The sequence below is a fragment of the Pedobacter sp. genome (genome assembly GCF_037719805.1).
In the GTDB taxonomy this organism is placed as follows: Bacteria; Bacteroidota; Bacteroidia; order Sphingobacteriales; family Sphingobacteriaceae; genus Pedobacter.
The window spans coordinates 719,659-735,411 of sequence record NZ_JBBJLZ010000002.1; the positions used below are offsets into that span (position 1 = coordinate 719,659).

Sequence of the window (15,753 nt, forward strand, 5' to 3'; positions counted from 1 at the left end):
GAATGAATGCAACGACCGTACGGGTACTGTACATTGATGATGAAGAGAATAATCTACATGCTTTCAAAGCTGGTTTCAGACGACAGTATGAAATTTATACCGCAAATTCTGCTGCTGAAGGACTAAAGATCCTTGAAAATATTTCAGTGCACGTAATCATTGCGGATCAAAAGATGCCCCAGACTACAGGTGTTGAGTTTTTTAAAAGCATTATACACACTTATCCTGATCCAATACGAATTCTACTGACTGGATATACGGATATAGAGGCATTGGCAGACGCGATCAACCATGGTGATATTTATAGGTACATCACGAAACCTTGGAACGACCTTGAGCTTCATAATTCCATTAAGAATGCCTATGACGCATATCGGACGAAGATTGATCTAAGAGACAAAGTAGCTGAGTTAGAGAAAACGAACGATGAGCTAAACCGGTTTATCTACAGTATCTCTCATGAGTTAAGAGCACCTCTTGTTTCTGCCATGGGGATTGTTAATCTGGTTAAGATGGAAGGATTGTTTGAATCTAGTGGAGAATACTGGAGTTTAATCGAAACCTGCTCTAATAAGCTGGACTACTATGTTCAGAAGACGCTTCAATACTACAAAAACAGTAAGGATGTTTCGGAACATACCGAAATTGATTTTGAAGCATTGGTGCCTTCTCTGATTGAGTTATATTCCTACACGGATAAGGAAACTTATTTTCACACTGATATTAGACAGGATATCGCCTTTTATGGCGATGCGTTTCGTATTGAGGTGATTTTAGGCAATTTGATTTCTAACGCAATAAAATATCAAAGAGAGGATTCAGTTGATAAAAAGGTTGACATCCATATCCAGGTTACTCCAACTGAAGCTGAGATTACCATTAGTGATAATGGAATGGGCATTCTGAATGAGCACCTGGAGAAGATCTTTACTCAATTCTTTAAGATCAAGACCAATCAAGGTAGTGGCCTTGGGTTGTTCATTGTTAAAGAAGCTTTAAACAAGATAGATGGCAAAATCTCTGTAAGTTCCAATACTTCAGAAGGTACTACTTTTATAATCACGATCCCGAATGGCAAATAAGCAAAGAAAAGTAATGTTAATTGATGATAATATGATTGATTTAAAGGTCAATTCAAAACTCATCACTTTGTCCGGACTTTTCGAAGAAATCATACTTTGCCAATCTGCTGAGGAAGGTTTATTATACATTAACGAGCGTATTCATCAGCTCGATGAGATACCTGATTTCATATTATTGGATATTCAAATGCCAGATATGGATGGCTTTGAATTCCTGGAGAGTTTTAAGAAGTTCTCTAAAGAGGTTAAAGAAAAGTGTGTAATTGCGATTCTTTCTTCTACCCTTGATTTTGGAGATTTAATGAAGGCAGAGGCTAATCCAAACGTGATCAAGCTGTTGAAAAAGCCCTTGTATCCAAAGGAACTGGAAGAACTGCTAAAAAAGTATTTTATCCTTTAATTATTCGGGAGCCTTCACCTGCTCTCCTAAGCTCACAGGCACTCCGAAGTTCGGTGATCCGTCTTTATTCCAGGTAAAGCGTTGTGCTCTTGGAGATCTAAAACGACCACAACCCAGTCCGGGACTGTCGTTGGCATGGTACAGGATCCAATCTTCTTTTCCATCCGTGGATTTGAAAAAGGAATTGTGACCGGGTGCATAAACTCCGTTTTGTTCAGACTTGCTAAATACCGGCGTTTTGCTCTTAACCCATGAATTAGGATCTAAGAGGTCTTTCTTTCCGGTAAAAGTCAGCATTCCCAGGTTATAAGAATCTGTCCAGCAACCACTCGATGAGTACACTAAAAATATCTTTGACTTATGTGTAAGGATCTGTGGCCCTTCATTAACACTTACATAAGGATCTTTAGAAGAACCTACTTTTTCCCAATCAAGTTGAGGGGACGATAAAAGCCGGCGTTCGGTAGAAATCGTCCATGGGTTAGACATCTTTGCGATATAGATATTTTGCTGGCCATTCTTTGTACCTTCCCATCCTGACCATAGCATGTACAGCTCCTTCTTATGTTCGAATACAGTGCCGTCAATAGCCCAGGTGTCTGAGCTATCCCCTACTTTCCCTTTGAACACCCAATCGCCCTCCATTGGATCTTCTGAAGCGTTTTCTACGACATACATTCTATGGTTGTTGTTATTCCCATCATCAGCTGCGAAGTACATATACCATTTATCATCCAGATAATGCAGCTCTGGCGCCCAGATCTCTTTGGAATACTTAGTACCCAGAGGTGGCCTCCATACCACCTTGCGTTCTGCCGTTTTAAGGTCAACCAGGTTTTTAGTTTTCCAAATCTCTAGTCTGTTGCCGCTAGTATTGGTATAGTAGTAGTACCCGTCTTTATATATAGTCCATGGATCAGCCCCTGATGGAAGAACAGGATTAGAGAACTCCCGGGATTCGGTAATGGCAGTTGGAATGGAGCTTTCGCCACTGGTTAACCACAAAAAGGGAAAGACCAGCAAAAAAATAGAGTATAAACGTTTCATGGTGGTAATAAAATGTTAAAATACTCATAAATTCTAAATTTACAGTTGGATTAGCTGTCTATCTTGAAGCTTTCTAAATTTCAGCTATTTAAGGGTTGCTTTAATTAGTTTCAAGAATTAGAGACTATGCAGCATAAGAAAACTATCACCTTAACTTTATTATTGGCAATGATTGTTAGTTTAAGTGCATTTATGCCTAAACAACAACCTGCGGAGCCTAAGTTTAAAAATTTAAAGGTGTTGCCAAAGAACATCAGCAAAGATGATCTTGACAAGGTGATGGATGGTTTTAAGCTTGGTCTGGGTGTAAAATGCGGATTTTGTCATTCGCCAATGAAAGATAATCCAAAGAAGATGGACTTTGCATCTGATGAAAAGCAGGAAAAAGAAACTGCACGTTACATGATGCGCATGACGGCAAAAATCAACAAGAAATACTTTCATGACATGAAAGACAAAGAGGGAAAAGCGATGATCGCCATCTCCTGCATTACGTGTCATAATGGGAAAACTGAGCCTGCGAGAACTAAGGTTTAATTAAAGCAGCTTATGATCGATCAGGAACTGTCTAAGTTCCGCTGGTTTCCTATCCATCAGTAATGTATGCATACCTGCATGTGCTGCTCCTATTAGATGCTGTGGACTATCATCGATAAAGAGAGTTTCTTCAGGTACAAGTCCATTCTCTGTTAGTACCCGCTGAAAGATTTCGACATGCGGCTTTCTAAGAAACATGAGCTGTGAGTAATATGTCTTTTCAAAAAGGTGGTCGTTGCTATCAATTGCATACTCTCTTTTTAAGTAACTAAGGAAGTATTTGTAATGGATTTCATTGGTATTGCTGAGCAGAAACGTTCGGTATTTGCCCTTCATTTCCAAAAGCGTATCATGCACTCGGGGAGGCACACCAACAAAAATACTGTTCCAGGCATTGTCTATCTGCTCATCAGTCAGGTCCTGATTGTTTGCTGCATCTCTAATTCCAGTTCGGAACTCGGCGGCAGTAATCGCTCCCGTTTCCAAGTCAGAGAAAAGTTCGTTGTGCCCTTTGTGACCGAAAAAAGATTCGATGTTGGGGATACCTAACTGTGCAAGCGCATTTTGTGCCTTCTTGAAGTCTATTTCGAAGATGACATTGCCATAATCGAAAATAATGTTTTTTATATTTTGTGCTAAAACTGTTTCCATAATTCGATACAAATATGTAACATTGCACTCGCAAAATCTAATAGATTTTTCAGGGCCATTAGCTCAGTTGGTTAGAGTAGAAGACTCATAATCTTTTGGTCGATGGTTCGAGCCCATCATGGCCCACAAGCCTTCCAGTTTTCTGGGAGGCTTTTTTTTGATTTATAGTGTCTAGTGGCACCAATTTGATATGAACCATGCAAATCCAACATTTAATGTTTAATTTGCATGGTAATTATAAGCGGGGCGGAGATCGACCTGGTACTGGAATTTTCCGGGCGGGAGAAATGGGTGACAGAGATTAAACGTAGCACCTCGCCGTCTCTCTCTAAAGGATATTACCTGGCTTGTCAGGACATAGCTCCAGATAAGCGCTTTGTTGTTTATGCCGGTCAAGATAAATTCCCGCTGGGAGAAAATGTTACGGCAATACCTCTTACAGGAATCATGGAAGAGCTGCTAAAACTTTAAACAGATTGATAGCGCCTATTAGCGTCCAACCTAGCCGGCAATCTTTCTACGCTTTTTCTCTTTGATGATCAGCCCCAATTCCCTGCTCGTTTGTCCAGCTATCGAAGTGTTTTCCTGTGCCCGTCTAAATAGATAAGGCATTACTGCTTTCACAGGGCCGTAAGGCACATACTTTGCAACATTGTAGCCACCGTCTGATAAATTGAAACTCAAATTATCGCTCATTCCCAAAAGCTGGGCAAAATATACATGTGGATGATTGTGGTCAATTTGATACTCATCAAGGAGCTGCGCCAACAATTTTGAACTTTGTTCATTATGTGTCCCACAAACAACCGCGATCTCATCCAGATGAGCTACTGAATAACGTAACGACTCATCATAATCATCATCAGAAGCCTGCTTCGTTGGCTGTATCGGTGATGTATAACCCATCTCTTCGGCTCTTCTGCGCTCTTTTTCCATATATGCACCACGAACCATTTTTACGCCGAGAATAAATCTTTCCCGTCTGGCAATCTCGTGATCTGCTTTCATATCGGCTAATTTATCATGCCTGTACATCTGGTAGGTGTTGTATACAATGATGCCATTTTTATTAAATAACCGCATCATCTCTAAAGCCAGTTGATCAATAGTATCCTGTATCCAGGTTTCTTCGGCATCGATCATCACGGGTACTTTGGTATCAAAGGCAGCTCTGCAGATTTTCTCGCACCTGCGCTGAACTCTTTCAAACTCCTTCTGTTCGTCGGCATTCAAAGATTGTTTAGCATCCAGCTTTTCCAGGAGACCGAATCTTCCAATTCCCGTAACCTTGAATACCGTAATTGGAATGCGGCTATCTCCTGCCCCACGGTTAATGGTTCTGATAATCTCCTCGCAGGTAAAGTCAAAAACAGCTTCCTCTTCTTCCCCCTCTACCGAGTAATCTAAAATGGTACCCACTTTACCAGAGTTTAATTGCTCAATGGTATGCTCACATTCTGCAATCGTCTCTCCACCACAAAAATGTTTAAAAATCGTCGCTTTAATTATCCCCTTGATTGGAAGGCCAATATTTAGAAAAAAGTTAGTGATTGGCGGACCAACGCGCGTAAGGAAATTACTGCTGATTATTTTGAACAGCAAGTAAGCAGCGTTCAACTCAGCATTTGATTTATTTTTAAAAGCTATTTCAGTATTGTCAAAGTTCAGTTCTTTCTTGGGGGACAATTTCATTAAGTTAAATTCTTTTGCGGCAAAAATATGCAATCCATAGCAAGGACAGGTAAAACACTTTGTAAATAATTGTAAGTTTGCTCTTACGATGATGGAATTTAAACTAGAAGGCGAATTTATACCACTAATAGCGTTGCTTAAGGCAACTGGAACTGTTCAAAGTGGTGGTGAAGCACAAACTGTCGTAGAAGATGGGCTTGTTAAATACAATGGCAAAGTCGATTACCGCAAGAGATTGAAGGTTCGCGTTGGCGATGTGATTGATTTTATGGGACAGAAAATAAAGGTGATTTAATGAAAACTTTAGACAGCGCCGGACACTCCATCCATTTTGACACACAATTGGCGCCATTGGCAGATATCATCAGCTCTGAAAGATACAGCAAAGTGTTTGTGTTTGTAGACCGTAACACCGCTGAAGCCTGTCTACCGGTTTTTCAGCAGATGCTTGATGATTATACGGGCTTCGACCTGATCGAAACAGATCCTGGAGAAGAAAATAAAAACATTGACTTCTGTATAGGTATATGGAAAACACTTCTGGATTTTGAAGCCGACCGGAAGTGTCTGATGATCAATCTTGGTGGAGGTGTCATTACCGATATGGGCGGCTTTGTAGCTTCAACTTATAAACGTGGTATCGACTTCATCAACATCCCCACTACCCTATTGTCCCAGGTAGATGCATCTGTAGGAGGAAAAACAGGGATTGATATTGACAACGTAAAGAATATGGTAGGTACTTTTACGCTACCTCAGGCGGTTTTTATCGAGACCAAATTCCTGGAATCACTGCCAGTAAGAGAAATGCTTTCCGGATTTGCTGAAATGATTAAACACGGTCTGATTGCTGATGAAAAGTATTTTCAGGAGCTAAAATCAGCTGATTATAAAAAAGTAGCCGCAGCCGCCATATATAGGTCCGTCGAGATAAAGAATGAAGTGGTAACAGCCGACCCACAAGAGAGAGGATTGAGAAAGATCCTAAACTACGGTCACACAATCGGTCATGCTGTAGAAACTTACTCGCTTATCAACGACAAAAAACCGTTAAACCATGGGGAAGCAATCGCCATTGGAATGATATGCGAGGCATTCCTATCCGTCAGAAACAACACTTTACAAGAAGAAGAGCTAGCTGAAATTACCGCTTATTTATTGAGCCTATACCCTAAATACGAGATAAAGCCTAAAAGTCATCCAAAGCTGCTTCAGTTCATGCAAAGCGATAAAAAGAATGAAGATGGACACATCATGTTTTCGTTATTGAAAAATATCGGCGCTTGCAGTTACAATTGCAGGGTAACCACCCAGGACATTCTAGACAGCCTAATCTACTTTAACGAACAAATCAAGGCATTAAAGCGATAACTACTTGTTCCGGTACTAGTAAAGGAACAATCGTGGTTTGAAGCCTATCCAATACCTAAAGCTAAAACAATTGAACATTTTTTTTAATTAACTATTGACAAATTAAATTTTGTTAGTACATTTGAAATAACGAAAAGAGAAAATTTTGAAAAACATCACTACATATTGGTTTGGTTACTTCTATTACTTTAGTAAGAGCCGGGACTGATATGCACATATTCAACTAAGATAATTGTATAAGAAAGTCCCGGCCTGAAGCCGGGACTTTTTTGCGTTTAAAGCTAAGACAACACCACCGATTAACATAAAAATGAAGACAAAATCAAGAGTAGCTATCCAGGGTATCAAAGCATCGTTCCACGAAGAAGCTGCTTTTAAGTTTTTTGGAAAGGATATAGAAACTGTTGAGTGTAACTCTTTCAAAGAAACCTGCGATAAGTTAGAGCAGAATGAAGCCGACTTTGTCGTGATGGCGATTGAGAACTCCATCGCCGGAAGCCTTTTACCAAATTATACGCTCATCAGGGACTTCGGTTTTTCGGTAGTCGGCGAAGTGTATTTAGCGATTCAGCTCCACTTAATGGCCTTGCCAGGAGTGAAATTTGAAGACATTAAAACGGTGACCTCCCATCCTATCGCTATTCGTCAGTGTATTGACTTCTTCTATGATTACCCACACATCAAAATTGAAGAAAGCACTGATACCGCAGCTTGCGCAAAACGTATTAAGGAAGAGCAACTTACCGATACTATGGCAATTGCCAATAGTCTTGCTGCTGAGCTTTATGGATTAAACATCTTAGAACGCCGTGTTGAATCCAACAAAAAGAATTACACCCGTTTCCTGATCCTAAAAAAGGAAAAGACAGATGAAGGGAAAGAAATTGATAAAGCATCAATATGCTTTCAAGTCGGCCACAAGCCAGGTTCGTTGGCTACAGTGCTGAACATCTTTGCTGAACAGGAAGTGAGTTTAACTAAGATCCAGTCGCTCCCGGTATTAGGCAAGAGAAATGAATATTACTTCTACGTCGATCTGGAATGGCCAAGTACTGAGAAGTACGACAAGGCGATTAGACAAACACTAAAATATACCTCAAACTTTAATATACTGGGAGAATACCAAAAAAACGATAAAGTTTAACTTTTCCCTTAACTAGAATAGAAAACAAGACAAACCCCAAAACAATGAAAATAGAATTAAACATCCAGCCGTTGAGCACCTGGTTAAACATCAAAAATGAACCACTAATCATTTCTGGACCATGCAGTGCAGAAACTGAAGAACAACTGTTAACTACTGCCCACCTTTTGGCTGTGACAGGTAAAGTATCTGTTTTAAGAGCAGGAATATGGAAGCCACGTACTCGTCCGGGAGAATTCGAAGGTATCGGGAGTATCGGTTTAGAGTGGTTAAAAAGGGCTAAAGCAGAAACAGGATTACCTACAGCTGTGGAAGTTGCTAATGCAAAACATGTGGAAGAAGCTTTGGCTGCTGGTGTAGATATTCTATGGATTGGTGCACGTTCAACCGTTAATCCTTTCACTGTTCAGGAAATAGCTGATGCCTTAAGAGGCGTCGACATCCCAGTATTAGTAAAAAATCCTATTAACCCTGATCTGCAGTTATGGATCGGTGCGTTAGAAAGAATCAACGGTGCTGGTATCACTAAATTAGGTGCTATTCACCGCGGATTCTCCTCTTATGAAAAAACATCTTTCCGCAATGAACCAATGTGGGAACTTGCCATACAGTTGAAAACATTATGTCCTGAATTACCGATTCTTAACGATCCAAGTCATATTTGTGGAAATAGAGAATTGATTCCATACATTTCTCAAAAAGCATTGGATCTTGATATGCAAGGACTAATGATCGAAGCCCACGTTGATCCATCAGTGGCTTGGACAGATGCTAAACAACAACTAACTCCTGCGGCTTTATCAGAGCTTGCTGATCGCCTTACTATTCGCGAACCAGAATCCGCTAACGAAGTTTTTGTTGATCAATTGGCTGACCTTCGCAAGCAAATCGATAAGATCGATGACGTTTTATTGCAGAAATTGGGTGAGCGAATGGCTCTTGTAGGCAAAATAGGTGAATATAAACGTGACAACCAAGTTACTATTTTACAGGTTAACCGTTGGGAAGCGATCATTAAAAAAGGTGCTTCTTTCGCTAAAGCCTTGAAATTAGATGTAAGCTTTATTGAGAAGTTTTTAGAGCTTGTTCACGGAGAATCTATTCGAAAACAAACTGAAATCATGAACGCTGGTCAGGCTGAAAAAGGTATCGCTGCCGAAGCGCATACAGATACTGTTCAATCTTAGTCAGACCGTTCAGACGAAAATATGATAAAGAATGCGCTTGTTTCCTTTACGGGCGACAAACAGATCCGTACGGAAATTACCTTAACGGGATCAAAGAGTGAATGTAACAGGGCGCTGATCATCAGCGCCCTTAGCAAAGGCCTCGTTGCAGTTGAAAACATGTCGAACGCAGCTGATACGGTTACGTTGAAACGGATACTCGATGGGCTTTTGCAAAATACCGAAGATCAGCAAACTGTTGATGTTGGACCTGCAGGAACTGCAATGCGTTTCTTAACGGCTTTTTTAGCTGCTAAAGAGGGCAAGTTTCTACTCACAGGCTCTGAGCGCATGAAGCAGCGCCCCATAGGAATTTTAGCCGAAGCTTTAAAAGCCATTGGTGCCGACATCGTTTATGCAGAACAAAATGGCTTTCCGCCTATCTTAATACAGGGGCCACTCCAGCAGTCTGCAAATTCAGTTAAGATAAAAGGCGATATCAGTAGTCAGTACATTTCAGCGCTTTTAATGATCGCTCCTACGCTCTCTAAGGGACTAACACTCGAAATTGAGGGCGAACTGACCTCTCTTCCTTATGTAAAAATGACCTTAGAGATGCTCGCCGAGGCGGGAATTGCTCATGAATGGCAGGGTAAAAACATCACGATAAAACCGCACGAATTCCAGCAAGCGGTCCTGACAGTTGAGCCAGATTGGAGTGCTGCATCTTACTGGTATAGCATCGCGGCCTTAGCTGACAATGCAGAGATTACCCTTCCCTATCTAAAAGACAAAAGTTTACAGGGTGATAGCCGCATCCGGCAAATCATGCACAGTTTTGGCGTTTCAACCGAGTCAACAACTCAAGGTATAATACTGAACACGGCTGAAAAGAACTTCTCAGACGAGGTGATGGACCTGAAAGATTGTCCGGATTTAGCTCAAACCATCATCGTATGCGCTGCTGTCCTCGGTAAAAACTTAAAGTTTACTGGACTGGAAACCCTTAAAATTAAAGAAACGGACAGGGTGTTGGCTTTACAAAATGAACTGGCTAAGATCGGCGTTTCGCTCATTGAAAAAGATCTGTTTTATAGCTTAAACTGCGAGGGGCTGCACTTCCCCGACCATGTTACCATTAAAACCTACGATGACCACAGAATGGCGATGGCTTTCGCACCAATTGCACTGCTCATTAACACCGTTGAGCTGGAAGATATGGATGTGGTAGAAAAGTCTTATCCCGACTTCTGGAAAGATCTGGAAAAAGCAGGTTTCACAATTAAAGAACACTAAAATATAAAGACACATGGCAGGTAATTCATTTGGTCAGTTATTTCGCATCAGTACTTTTGGAGAATCTCACGGAGTTGCCATCGGTGTCATACTAGACGGCTGTCCGGCGCAGTTACCCATAGACCTGGATTTCATCCAGTCGGAACTCGACAAACGGAAACCCGGACAATCTAAGATAACTACCCAACGTAAGGAGAGTGATACGGTACAGATCCTCTCAGGTACTTTTGAAGGAAAAAGTACAGGTACGCCAATTATGATGCTGATTCCAAATGAGGACCAGCGCAGTAAGGACTACAGTCACAATACGGATGTTTACCGTCCCTCCCATGCCGATTATACTTATGATGCGAAGTATGGAATCAGAGATCACCGTGGCGGTGGTCGTTCTTCCGCTCGCGAAACGGCTGCACGCGTGGCAGCTGGTGCCATCGCAAAACTGCTTCTGAAACACCATGGAGTCGAGATATTTGCGCACGTTTCATCCGTAGGGAAGATTGTAGCACCCAACCTTAGCGGTGATTCCATTGAGAACCTATTGGCCGTCAGAGAAGAAAACATCGTTCGCTGTGCAGATCCAGCAACGGCAAATCAAATGATTGATTTCATCGATAATGTGCGAAAAGATGGTGATACGGTTGGTGGAAGGATCAATTGCATTGTGAGGAATTGTCCGGTTGGGTTAGGAGAACCCGTTTTTGATAAGCTTCATGCCGACTTAGGTAAGGCAATGCTTAGCATCAATGCGGTTCATGGTTTTGAGTATGGATCTGGCTTTGCCGGTAGTGAAATGAGAGGCTCAGAACATAATGATATCTTTTTGTCTGGCAGCCAGCAACCTAGAACGTTAACGAACTTTTCGGGAGGTGTGCAAGGCGGTATATCAAACGGCATGGAGATCAGCTTTACAGTTGCATTTAAGCCTGTAGCTACCATCATGCACAACCAGCAAACGATTAATGCGGCTGGTGAAGCAGCAGAGATCAAGGGCAAAGGCAGACATGATCCTTGCGTAGTACCGAGGGCCGTAGTCATTGTCGAGGCAATGGCCGCCCTGGTCTTAGCAGATCACTTCTTAAGAACTCAAGTGAGTAAAATCTAAACTAATCCTGTTAAAATATGGCGGGGAACTTTGATGCGTTATGATCATGCATCATTTTGTAAACCGCCTCTACTACGTCATCCACAGATGGTTTGCTGAAGTAATCCCCATCAGACCCATAAGGCGGTCTGTGTGCTTTAGCAGTTAATGTTCTTGGCTGACCATCCAGGTAATAATATCCGTTTTGCTCTTCTAAAATGTGTTGCATTATGTAAGCAGCACCACCTCCCGGTACATCTTCATCCACTACCAGTAGCTTGTTCGTCTTCTTAAGTGATTCTGCACATTGGTGATCAATATCAAATGGCATCAATGTTTGAGGATCGATGATTTCTACAGAAATACCAAAAAGGGTTGATAGTTCTATAGCCGCTTCTTCTACGATTTTAAGTGTTGCACCGTAAGAAACGATGGTAATGTCTGATCCTTCCCGAAGCAAGTCCGCCTGGCCAAGAGGCACCGTATACTCGCCAACATTCTCGGGAAGCTTTTCTTTTAGTCTGTATCCATTTAAGCACTCCACCATCAGCGCAGGCTCATCCGCCCTGAACAAAGTATTGTACATACCGGCAGCCTGCGTCATATTTCTTGGAACACATAAATGCAGACCTCTCAGAGAACCTAAAATCATCGATATTGGTGACCCAGAATGCCATACACCTTCTAACCGATGACCACGTGTTCTGATGATTACAGGCGCTTTCTGACCTGCCTTAGTCCGATAAGAAAGACTGGCAAGGTCATCACTCATTACATTTAAAGCGTATAACAAATAATCCATGTACTGGATCTCTGCGATAGGTTTCAATCCACGCAATGCAAGGCCAATCCCTTGTCCGATAATCGTCATCTCTCTGATCCCGGTATCCGTTATCCTCAGTTCTCCGTACTTGTTTTGTAAGCCTGCAAAACCCTGGTTTACATCGCCGATGGCTCCTAAATCTTCTCCGAAGGCCACCAAACGCATGTCTCTCGCGAAATTAGCATCGAAGCAAGCATTCAAAATCTCCCGACCATCGATCATTTTACTTGATTCCAGGTATTCAGGGGCAACTTGTGGTACCAATAAAGGACTTTCTGCTCCATCTGTAAAAAGCTTGGTATGGTAGCGATCTTCATTGATTTCACCCTGTGCGTTGTACCAGTCTAACAGCGCAGTCCGCTCCTCTGAATCCAGGGACGTAGTCAGTCTTAACACCTTACGTACAGAAGAGATAACGTCTTTTCTTGAGGCATCAGCAGTCGCAGCAAGCTGTGAAGCAATCTTCTTAATCTCCGCATCTCCGTTAGCAACCGCACCTATCAAGGTAACAGCCTGATCCTTCTCCACCTTAATTGCAGCTAGAAATTCGTTCCAGGCCTCACGCTGAGTTTCACGTACAAATATCTTTGCGGTTTCTTCTAGTTTAGTAATTTCTTCATCAGTAGCAATTGCAGATTCAATCATCCACTTGCGCATTTGAACAATGCAGTCGTACTCTTTCTCCCATTCCAACCGCGCTTTCTCTTTATAACGCTCATGAGAACCGGATGTAGAATGCCCAAGGGGCTGGGTAACTTCGGTGACATGGATCATTACCGGCACATGCTCTGTGCGACAAACCGCGATAGCTGTTTCATACAATTCACAGAGCGCAGGATAATCCCAGGCCCTTACTTTATAGATCTCAATACCTGCGGTACCTTTTTCTCTTTGGAAACCTTTTAATACTTCAGATATATCTTCTTTTGTAGTTTGATATTTAGCAGGAACAGAGATACCGTAGGCGTCATCCCAAATAGATATTGCCATGGGAATCTGTAACACGCCAGCGGCATTTATGGCCTCGAAAAACACTCCTTCAGAGGTGGAGGCGTTACCAATGGTACCAAAAGCCACTTCATTGCCATCAACTGAAAAGTTGGTTAGGTAGTCAAGTTGCTTGTTTTGTCTATATAACTTTGAGGCGTAAGCAAGACCGACCAAACGGGCCATCTGACCACCTGTTGGAGAAATGTCTGAAGAAGAATTCTTCATTTGGGTAAGATCTTTCCAGCTTCCATCTTCGTTTAAAGAGCGGGTAGCAAAGTGGCAGTTCATTTGTCGCCCTCCGGAAGCAGGTTCTGCCTCTAGGTCTGGATGAGCGTATAGCTGAGCAAAGAACTCCTTCATGGTGCAAATACCAGCTGCAAATGCAAAGGTCTGATCTCTATAGTAACCTGCACGCCAATCACCATTTTTGAAGGCCTTTGCCATTGCAATTTGCGGAACTTCTTTGCCGTCGCCGAAAATACCAAATTTAGCCTTACCCGTCAGCACTTCCTTTCGTCCTAATAAGCTAGCTTGTCTGCTCTCATAGGCAATTTTGTAGTCGTTGATGACGATGGTTTTGAAGTCGTCAAAACTCAATTCGGAAGCGTCGATTGGGTTTGTCGTAAATTTACTATCTGGCATCATAAGCAAATCGGTTATATCACAAAGATACATAAAATCTAAAGTATGACTTAAGCGGGGGACCTAATTTATATATTGGAATACTTTTTGATTTGATGTATAAAACATTAAATTTGTTTTAAAACCCAAGTAAAATGAAAAAGTTAGTCGTACTATTTGCCTTTGTCTTAGGGATCGGAGTTGCTGCTCAGGCGCAAACCGCTAAACCTGCTGAGCAATCTGATGCTCCGGATTTTAAATTTGACAAGGAAACATATGATTTCGGTAAAATACCAACAACAAAACCGGTTTCAGTTGAATTCAAATTCACAAACATAGGCGAAAAGCCACTGATCATTACTAACGTATCTGCAAGTTGTGGATGTACCGTTCCGGAATGGCCAAGAACACCTATTAAAAAAGGACAAAGTGGTGTAATTAAAGTTACTTACACGCCAACTCCAACTGCAATGCCATTTACTAAACCAGTAACCATTACTTCAAATGCGAAAATCAGCACCAAATACCTTTACATTAAAGGTCAGACGGTTGCTCCTGGAGCTGCTACAGCTGCTGCCGAATAATATTTAATAAACATATTTTGTAAAAAACCTCGTTAATCAACGAGGTTTTTTATTTTTGTGCCATGCCTAAGATTTCAGACAAAGGGGTACAGATGCCCGCCTCACCCATCAGGAAGTTGACACCCTTTGCCGACAAGGCAAAACAAGAGGGTAAAAAAGTTTATCATTTGAACATCGGTCAGCCAGACATTGCCACTCCGGAGGGCATGCTGAATGCTATTAAAAACATTGACTTTGATGTTTGGGCATATACACCTTCTGAAGGTACGTTGAGCTACCGTACTAAACTTGCAGAGTATTACAATAAGTTAGGTTATGGCATAACACCTGCTGATATCCTGGTTACAGTTGGCGGCTCCGAGGCTATAACCATTGCCATGCAAACCTGCGTAAACGAAGGCGACGAAATCATTATTCCTGAACCTTTCTACGCAAATTACAATGGCTTTGCCTGCATGAGCAACGTGGTTGTTAAGCCCATTCTATCCTATATTGAGAATGGTTTCGCACTCCCCCCTATTGCAGAATTTGAGAAGCTGATAACCGATAAGACTAAAGCAATCATCATTTGCAATCCCAACAATCCCACTGGCTATTTGTACTCGCGAGAAGAATTGGAAGCATTGAAAGAGCTGTGTTTGAAATACGATCTGTTCCTTTTCTCTGACGAAGCATACAGAGAGTTCTGTTATGACGGCAGGGAATTCATTTCTCCGATGCACCTTGATGGCTTATCAGAACATGTAGTCATCATGGATACGGTTTCAAAACGCTACAGTGCTTGTGGCGCACGCCTTGGTTGCTTAATAACAAAAAACAAAGAAGTTATCCAATCCGGACTCAAGTTTGCGCAAGCAAGACTCAGCCCTGGTATGGTCGAGCAGATTGCTGGAACTGCAGCTGTAGACACCCCAGATAGCTATTTCGAAGAAGTGAACAAGGAATACACCTTACGCAGGGACACCCTTGTGAAAAGGCTTAATAACATAGAAGGTGTTTATTGTCCTAACCCGGGCGGAGCATTTTATGTTGTGGCGAAGTTTCCAATTGATGACTCCGATAAATTCTGTCAGTGGATGCTTGAAAGCTTCGAGCACAACGGTGAAACTGTCATGCTGGCACCGGCTACAGGTTTTTATTCGACTCCAGGATCAGGAAAAAGCGAGGTTAGAATGGCTTATGTATTGAATACTGAGGATCTTAACAGAGCGATGGACTGTCTGGATGTTGCTTTAAAACAGTATCCTGGTAGAATTATGGCATAATTT

At 41.9% G+C, this 15,753-nt stretch carries 16 protein-coding genes and 1 tRNA gene; 13 read left to right on the forward strand and 4 right to left on the reverse strand.

Annotated elements, in window-relative coordinates; all coding sequences use genetic code 11:
- Nucleotides 1–2 precede the first annotated feature (2 nt).
- Nucleotides 3–1,082: a hybrid sensor histidine kinase/response regulator gene (locus WKF66_RS08155; RefSeq protein WP_489673934.1), complete on the forward strand. Its 1,080-nt coding sequence runs from the start codon at nucleotides 3–5 to the stop codon at nucleotides 1,080–1,082.
- Nucleotides 1,072–1,482 carry a response regulator gene (locus WKF66_RS08160; protein WP_489673935.1) on the forward strand — a complete coding sequence of 137 codons (411 nt, stop codon included), beginning with the start codon at nucleotides 1,072–1,074 and terminating at the stop codon, nucleotides 1,480–1,482. The genes WKF66_RS08155 and WKF66_RS08160 overlap by 11 nt, the downstream gene beginning before the upstream one ends.
- On the opposite strand, the gene WKF66_RS08165 is transcribed toward WKF66_RS08160, so the two are convergent.
- A complete protein-coding gene (locus WKF66_RS08165; protein ID WP_489673936.1) occupies nucleotides 1,483–2,529 on the reverse strand; it encodes a glycoside hydrolase family 43 protein in 1,047 nt (348 codons plus the stop codon). It lies immediately after the preceding gene.
- A 126-nt stretch (nucleotides 2,530–2,655) separates the two neighbouring features.
- On the opposite strand from WKF66_RS08165, the gene WKF66_RS08170 reads away from it, so the two are divergent.
- Nucleotides 2,656–3,066: a c-type cytochrome gene (locus WKF66_RS08170; RefSeq protein WP_489673937.1), complete on the forward strand. Its 411-nt coding sequence runs from the start codon at nucleotides 2,656–2,658 to the stop codon at nucleotides 3,064–3,066.
- Here the strand turns inward: WKF66_RS08170 and WKF66_RS08175 are convergent, their stop codons facing one another.
- Nucleotides 3,067–3,717 (reverse strand): HAD family hydrolase, encoded by a 651-nt coding sequence (locus WKF66_RS08175; RefSeq protein WP_489673938.1) that lies wholly within the window; start codon nucleotides 3,715–3,717, stop codon nucleotides 3,067–3,069. It lies immediately after the preceding gene.
- 52 nt (nucleotides 3,718–3,769) lie between these two features.
- Here WKF66_RS08175 and WKF66_RS08180 point away from each other — a divergent pair.
- A tRNA-Ile gene (locus WKF66_RS08180) sits at nucleotides 3,770–3,843 on the forward strand.
- Nucleotides 3,844–3,945: 102 nt separating this feature from the next.
- Complete coding sequence (locus WKF66_RS08185) at nucleotides 3,946–4,188, forward strand: DUF4143 domain-containing protein (protein WP_489673939.1); 243 nt, start codon at nucleotides 3,946–3,948, stop codon at nucleotides 4,186–4,188.
- Nucleotides 4,189–4,218: 30 nt separating this feature from the next.
- Here the strand turns inward: WKF66_RS08185 and WKF66_RS08190 are convergent, their stop codons facing one another.
- Nucleotides 4,219–5,409 (reverse strand): proline dehydrogenase family protein, encoded by a 1,191-nt coding sequence (locus WKF66_RS08190; protein ID WP_489673940.1) that lies wholly within the window; start codon nucleotides 5,407–5,409, stop codon nucleotides 4,219–4,221.
- A gap of 88 nt (nucleotides 5,410–5,497) precedes the next feature.
- Here WKF66_RS08190 and WKF66_RS08195 point away from each other — a divergent pair, with 88 nt between their 5' ends.
- From WKF66_RS08195 to aroC, 6 genes are all read left to right on the forward strand, one after another.
- Entirely contained in the window at nucleotides 5,498–5,704 is a 207-nt protein-coding gene (locus tag WKF66_RS08195; RefSeq protein ID WP_489673941.1) for an RNA-binding S4 domain-containing protein, read from the forward strand.
- Nucleotides 5,704–6,780: a 3-dehydroquinate synthase gene (gene aroB, locus WKF66_RS08200; RefSeq protein ID WP_489673942.1), complete on the forward strand. Its 1,077-nt coding sequence runs from the start codon at nucleotides 5,704–5,706 to the stop codon at nucleotides 6,778–6,780. Before WKF66_RS08195 ends, aroB begins: the two co-directional genes overlap by 1 nt.
- Before the next feature lie 310 nt (nucleotides 6,781–7,090).
- Nucleotides 7,091–7,924 carry a prephenate dehydratase gene (locus WKF66_RS08205; protein ID WP_489673943.1) on the forward strand — a complete coding sequence of 278 codons (834 nt, stop codon included), beginning with the start codon at nucleotides 7,091–7,093 and terminating at the stop codon, nucleotides 7,922–7,924.
- 44 nt (nucleotides 7,925–7,968) lie between these two features.
- Complete coding sequence (locus tag WKF66_RS08210) at nucleotides 7,969–9,111, forward strand: chorismate mutase (protein ID WP_489673944.1); 1,143 nt, start codon at nucleotides 7,969–7,971, stop codon at nucleotides 9,109–9,111.
- Nucleotides 9,112–9,132: 21 nt separating this feature from the next.
- Nucleotides 9,133–10,386, forward strand: a complete 1,254-nt coding sequence (gene aroA, locus WKF66_RS08215) for a 3-phosphoshikimate 1-carboxyvinyltransferase (RefSeq protein ID WP_489673945.1) — start codon at nucleotides 9,133–9,135, stop codon at nucleotides 10,384–10,386.
- Between the two features lie 13 nt (nucleotides 10,387–10,399).
- Entirely contained in the window at nucleotides 10,400–11,488 is a 1,089-nt protein-coding gene (gene aroC, locus WKF66_RS08220; protein ID WP_489673947.1) for a chorismate synthase, read from the forward strand.
- Nucleotides 11,489–11,498: 10 nt separating this feature from the next.
- Here aroC and WKF66_RS08225 read toward each other — a convergent pair whose 3' ends face one another.
- Nucleotides 11,499–13,925, reverse strand: coding sequence for an alpha-ketoacid dehydrogenase subunit alpha/beta (locus WKF66_RS08225; RefSeq protein WP_489673948.1), 2,427 nt, complete (start codon nucleotides 13,923–13,925; stop codon nucleotides 11,499–11,501).
- A 131-nt stretch (nucleotides 13,926–14,056) separates the two neighbouring features.
- Between WKF66_RS08225 and WKF66_RS08230 the strand changes: the two genes are divergently transcribed.
- Both WKF66_RS08230 and WKF66_RS08235 read left to right on the forward strand, forming a co-directional pair.
- Entirely contained in the window at nucleotides 14,057–14,485 is a 429-nt protein-coding gene (locus WKF66_RS08230) for a DUF1573 domain-containing protein (RefSeq protein WP_489673949.1), read from the forward strand.
- Nucleotides 14,486–14,547: 62 nt separating this feature from the next.
- Nucleotides 14,548–15,750 carry a pyridoxal phosphate-dependent aminotransferase gene (locus WKF66_RS08235; protein ID WP_489673950.1) on the forward strand — a complete coding sequence of 401 codons (1,203 nt, stop codon included), beginning with the start codon at nucleotides 14,548–14,550 and terminating at the stop codon, nucleotides 15,748–15,750.
- The last annotated feature ends 3 nt before the right edge of the window (nucleotides 15,751–15,753 follow it).

Excerpts from the sequence above, each read along its gene's own strand:
- aroC (WP_489673947.1), top strand. The coding sequence starts at position 10,400 with ATGGCAGGTAATTCATTTGGTCAGTTATTTCGCATCAGTACTTTTGGA.
- WKF66_RS08230 (WP_489673949.1), top strand. The coding sequence starts at position 14,057 with ATGAAAAAGTTAGTCGTACTATTTGCCTTTGTCTTAGGGATCGGAGTT.
- aroA (WP_489673945.1), top strand. The coding sequence starts at position 9,133 with ATGATAAAGAATGCGCTTGTTTCCTTTACGGGCGACAAACAGATCCGT.
- WKF66_RS08195 (WP_489673941.1), top strand. The coding sequence starts at position 5,498 with ATGATGGAATTTAAACTAGAAGGCGAATTTATACCACTAATAGCGTTG.
- WKF66_RS08160 (WP_489673935.1), top strand. The coding sequence starts at position 1,072 with ATGGCAAATAAGCAAAGAAAAGTAATGTTAATTGATGATAATATGATT.
- WKF66_RS08190 (WP_489673940.1), bottom strand. The coding sequence starts at position 5,409 with ATGAAATTGTCCCCCAAGAAAGAACTGAACTTTGACAATACTGAAATA.
- WKF66_RS08175 (WP_489673938.1), bottom strand. The coding sequence starts at position 3,717 with ATGGAAACAGTTTTAGCACAAAATATAAAAAACATTATTTTCGATTAT.
- WKF66_RS08235 (WP_489673950.1), top strand. The coding sequence starts at position 14,548 with ATGCCTAAGATTTCAGACAAAGGGGTACAGATGCCCGCCTCACCCATC.
- WKF66_RS08185 (WP_489673939.1), top strand. The coding sequence starts at position 3,946 with ATGGTAATTATAAGCGGGGCGGAGATCGACCTGGTACTGGAATTTTCC.
- WKF66_RS08210 (WP_489673944.1), top strand. The coding sequence starts at position 7,969 with ATGAAAATAGAATTAAACATCCAGCCGTTGAGCACCTGGTTAAACATC.
- WKF66_RS08155 (WP_489673934.1), top strand. The coding sequence starts at position 3 with ATGAATGCAACGACCGTACGGGTACTGTACATTGATGATGAAGAGAAT.
- WKF66_RS08170 (WP_489673937.1), top strand. The coding sequence starts at position 2,656 with ATGCAGCATAAGAAAACTATCACCTTAACTTTATTATTGGCAATGATT.
- aroB (WP_489673942.1), top strand. The coding sequence starts at position 5,704 with ATGAAAACTTTAGACAGCGCCGGACACTCCATCCATTTTGACACACAA.
- WKF66_RS08205 (WP_489673943.1), top strand. The coding sequence starts at position 7,091 with ATGAAGACAAAATCAAGAGTAGCTATCCAGGGTATCAAAGCATCGTTC.
- WKF66_RS08225 (WP_489673948.1), bottom strand. The coding sequence starts at position 13,925 with ATGATGCCAGATAGTAAATTTACGACAAACCCAATCGACGCTTCCGAA.
- WKF66_RS08165 (WP_489673936.1), bottom strand. The coding sequence starts at position 2,529 with ATGAAACGTTTATACTCTATTTTTTTGCTGGTCTTTCCCTTTTTGTGG.